Here is a 2,890-nt window from a genome sequence, read left to right on the forward strand (position 1 = left end):
CGCCCCCCGCGTTCGCGCCGGCCGGGGGCGGATGCGGGGTATCCGGGGCCCGGTGGCCCCCCTTGAAACAAGCCCCCCCGGGCCTGGTCCTGTACGAGTGGATCGACGCGGGCCCGCACTGCCGACCGGACACCGGGCTCGGCGTGGCAGTGATCGCAGCGGGCGGCGGTCTCACGGTGGGAGCATCTACAGCAACGGCGGAGGACGGTTCGCACTCGCCCTGCGGCGGGTTGGCGGCGGGCGACACAGGCAGCAGGGGCATCCTCCTGATGGCGGTGGCCGCAAGCGGCTACCCGGACTAGTTGTCCCGCTTCGTCAGGGTCCGGCGAGGGGCCGGCAAGGGGCCGCGATGCCGCGGTCCCGGGTCCTCACGGAAGGAACGTCACTGCCGGGAAGGCCGGGGACGGCCCGTCGAGCAGGTGCCCCCGGCGCTGGCGCAGGTGCTCGTCGAAGAACGCGAGCGGATACGCCTGCTGGATCTTCACCGCCTGCTCGGGATGGAGGGTGCCGATCACGTCCTGGAGCTGTTTCCTGCTCCACCCGTACACCTTGGCCACCTGCGGGAACAGCGCCTCGTTGTCACCGTAGGAGATGTGGGCGGCGCCCCGCGCTTGTATGTCCAGCCGCCAGCCCCGCAGGTGCGACCAGAACGCGGCAGCCTCGGGAGCCGTGGCCCGGGTGAACACGGCCGACATCATCATGAACGGCCGGTCCAGGTCACCGGCCAGCGGGGGCTTCATCTCCATCGGGCCGTCCAGGCTCAGCCCGGCCCGGATCCGCTCGTCCGCGAGCATGGCGCATGCGGTGGCCGTGCCGCCCTTGGACCAGCCGAACACGCCCATGCGGCGCGCGTCCAGGGAGCCCAGCAGTCCATCCGGCAGCTTTCTGTGGCCTGCGTCGGGATTGTGCCCGGCGGCGAGCTGCTCGACGCAGTCCAGGACGAAGCGCAGGTCAGCGGCGAAGTCGCCGGGCAGCGTCGGCGCCTGCCTGTCATGGAGCGGGGCGGCGATCCGGCCGTCGGGGAACCGCGTGTAGGTGTCGTACTGGTGAGCCACCGTCACCACCGCGTATCCATGGCTGGCAAGCTCCTGCACCATGACGGTGTGGTCACCCTGATGGCTGCGCGCGCCGTGCGAGAACACGACGACGGGCAGCCGTCGGCCGGTCCGGCGCACCGGAGCACCCACATGGCCGGCAGTCAGCGGCCCCAGCGAGGCCAGATCGCTGAACCCGACATCAGCGAGGAACGCCTGGAACGCGCCGTCCGGCATCCAGGGCGCCACCGGATACCGTCTGACATCCCGCGCGGGGTACCAAACCGTGGCCATCAGCTCGCGGAAGTGGCCGGGGCCCGCGATGTCGTCCGGACGCGACCGGTCGACGAGGTGCAGTTGGACCGTGCCCACCGGGTGCGGCCCTCTCGGCACCGGCAGCACTAGCCGCCTCGCGCCCGGGTCGGCCCACGCGGAGCTGGTGACGCCGGCGAGCGGCACGGCCGCCCCGGCGGCCAGAGCGGCTCCCATCATGTGGCGGCGCGTCAAACCCCTTCGGCTGATGAACGGTGTAGTGGTCATGGGCCCTCCCCTGGTGACGGGTCGTCAACCGTGCCCCGCGGTCGCCCCGCGGACACAGGACGACGCTGTCACGTGCCCCACCCCCGCAGCATCGGCCCATCGGTCAACTACATGCCGGTCGCACTAGCCCGTGGGCCTACATCCCAGGACTGATCCGGCCGGCAGAGCAGCCTCGCTGCGAGCCCGCCCCGGCCATCCCGGAACCGCGGCCCCACGCCGTCGTGCCCCATCTCGTGCGGAACCGCGGCCCCATGCCGTCGTGCCCCATCTCGTGCGGCAGGGCGGCGGCCGGATCGTCAGCATCAGCAGTGCGGCGGGGCGGCACCGCTGGCCGAGTCTGTCGGCATACTCCGTGTCCAAGGCGGCCGGCATCAAGTTCATCGAGAACGGGGGCCGAACAGATCATCCTCATGGGGCGCCATCAGACGCGCACCGACCTCGGCCGGAAGTTCGACGCCACCGACGTCGTCCCCACCCGTGGGGACGAGGGCATCGAAGCAGTCCGCGAACTGACCGGCGGACACGGCACGCACGTGGTCCTCGAAGCCGTCGGCCACCTGCCCGCCTACGAACAGGCCTTCGGGGTCGTACGCGCCGGAGGCGTCATCAGCCGCGTCGGCGTCCCCCAGTACGAGGCGGCACCGGTCGGTTTCGCAAGCCTCTTCAGCCGCAACATCCGCCTGGTGGGCGCACCAGCCCCGGCCCGCGCCTATATCGAGGAACTCATGCCCGACATCCTCGACGGCCGCATCGAACCCGGGAAGGTCTTCAACGCCATCACCGGCCTTGACGGCGTTCCGGCCGCTTACCAGGACATGGCCGACCGTGAAAGCCTCAAGGTCCTCATCACGCCCTGACCCCGGCCGGTTCGGACCGGGCCAAACCAGCCACCCCCAAGGTCACCAAAAGCAAAAGGCGCCCCCTGCGGGAGCGCCTCTCTCTGTTCGGTCAAGCCGGGTGAGGAGGTCGGCCATGACGGACCGGGATCGGCGGTCCACCCCCTGTCCACGGGCAGGCACTTGGCCAGCGAGGGACCCGCAGCCTCACGGATCTCATCGGCCTCGACGAACCGCGGCCGCCCGGCCCGGGTGAGTGTGTTCCGGAACCCGGGCGGGCAGCGCAGCGATCTCAGGCACCTTCAGGTGCCTGAGATCACTTGACCTCGACGGAGGCGCCGGCGGCCTTGAGGGACTCCGCGGCCTTGTCGGCGGCCTCCTTGGAGACCTTCTCCAGGACGGGCTTCGGGGTGCCGTCGACCAGGTCCTTGGCCTCCTTGAGGCCCAGGGAGGTGAGCTCGCGCACGACCTTGATGACCT

At 71.0% G+C, this 2,890-nt stretch carries 3 protein-coding genes and 2 pseudogenes; 3 read left to right on the forward strand and 2 right to left on the reverse strand.

Features of this window, described 5'->3' with window-relative positions; translation table 11 throughout:
* Positions 1–62: 62 nt before the first annotated feature.
* Complete coding sequence (locus tag ACFVXC_RS42130) at positions 63–302, forward strand: hypothetical protein (protein ID WP_389917095.1); 240 nt, start codon at positions 63–65, stop codon at positions 300–302.
* A gap of 66 nt (positions 303–368) precedes the next feature.
* On the opposite strand, the gene ACFVXC_RS42135 is transcribed toward ACFVXC_RS42130, so the two are convergent.
* Complete coding sequence (locus tag ACFVXC_RS42135) at positions 369–1,574, reverse strand: alpha/beta hydrolase family protein (RefSeq protein WP_389917097.1); 1,206 nt, start codon at positions 1,572–1,574, stop codon at positions 369–371.
* Between the two features lie 271 nt (positions 1,575–1,845).
* Here ACFVXC_RS42135 and ACFVXC_RS42140 point away from each other — a divergent pair.
* Both ACFVXC_RS42140 and ACFVXC_RS42145 read left to right on the forward strand, forming a co-directional pair.
* A pseudogene (locus tag ACFVXC_RS42140) lies at positions 1,846–1,908 on the forward strand (hypothetical protein); the annotation flags it as partial.
* A gap of 40 nt (positions 1,909–1,948) precedes the next feature.
* Positions 1,949–2,431: pseudogene (locus ACFVXC_RS42145) on the forward strand (zinc-binding dehydrogenase); the annotation flags it as partial.
* A gap of 295 nt (positions 2,432–2,726) precedes the next feature.
* Here ACFVXC_RS42145 and ACFVXC_RS42150 read toward each other — a convergent pair.
* Positions 2,727–2,890, reverse strand: a 164-nt coding sequence (locus ACFVXC_RS42150; protein WP_389917099.1) for a ribosomal protein L7/L12, incomplete at its 5' end; no start/stop codon positions are given.

Origin of the sequence: Streptomyces sp. NPDC058257, assembly GCF_042881845.1 — a bacterium.
Classification (GTDB): Bacteria; Actinomycetota; Actinomycetes; order Streptomycetales; family Streptomycetaceae; genus Streptomyces.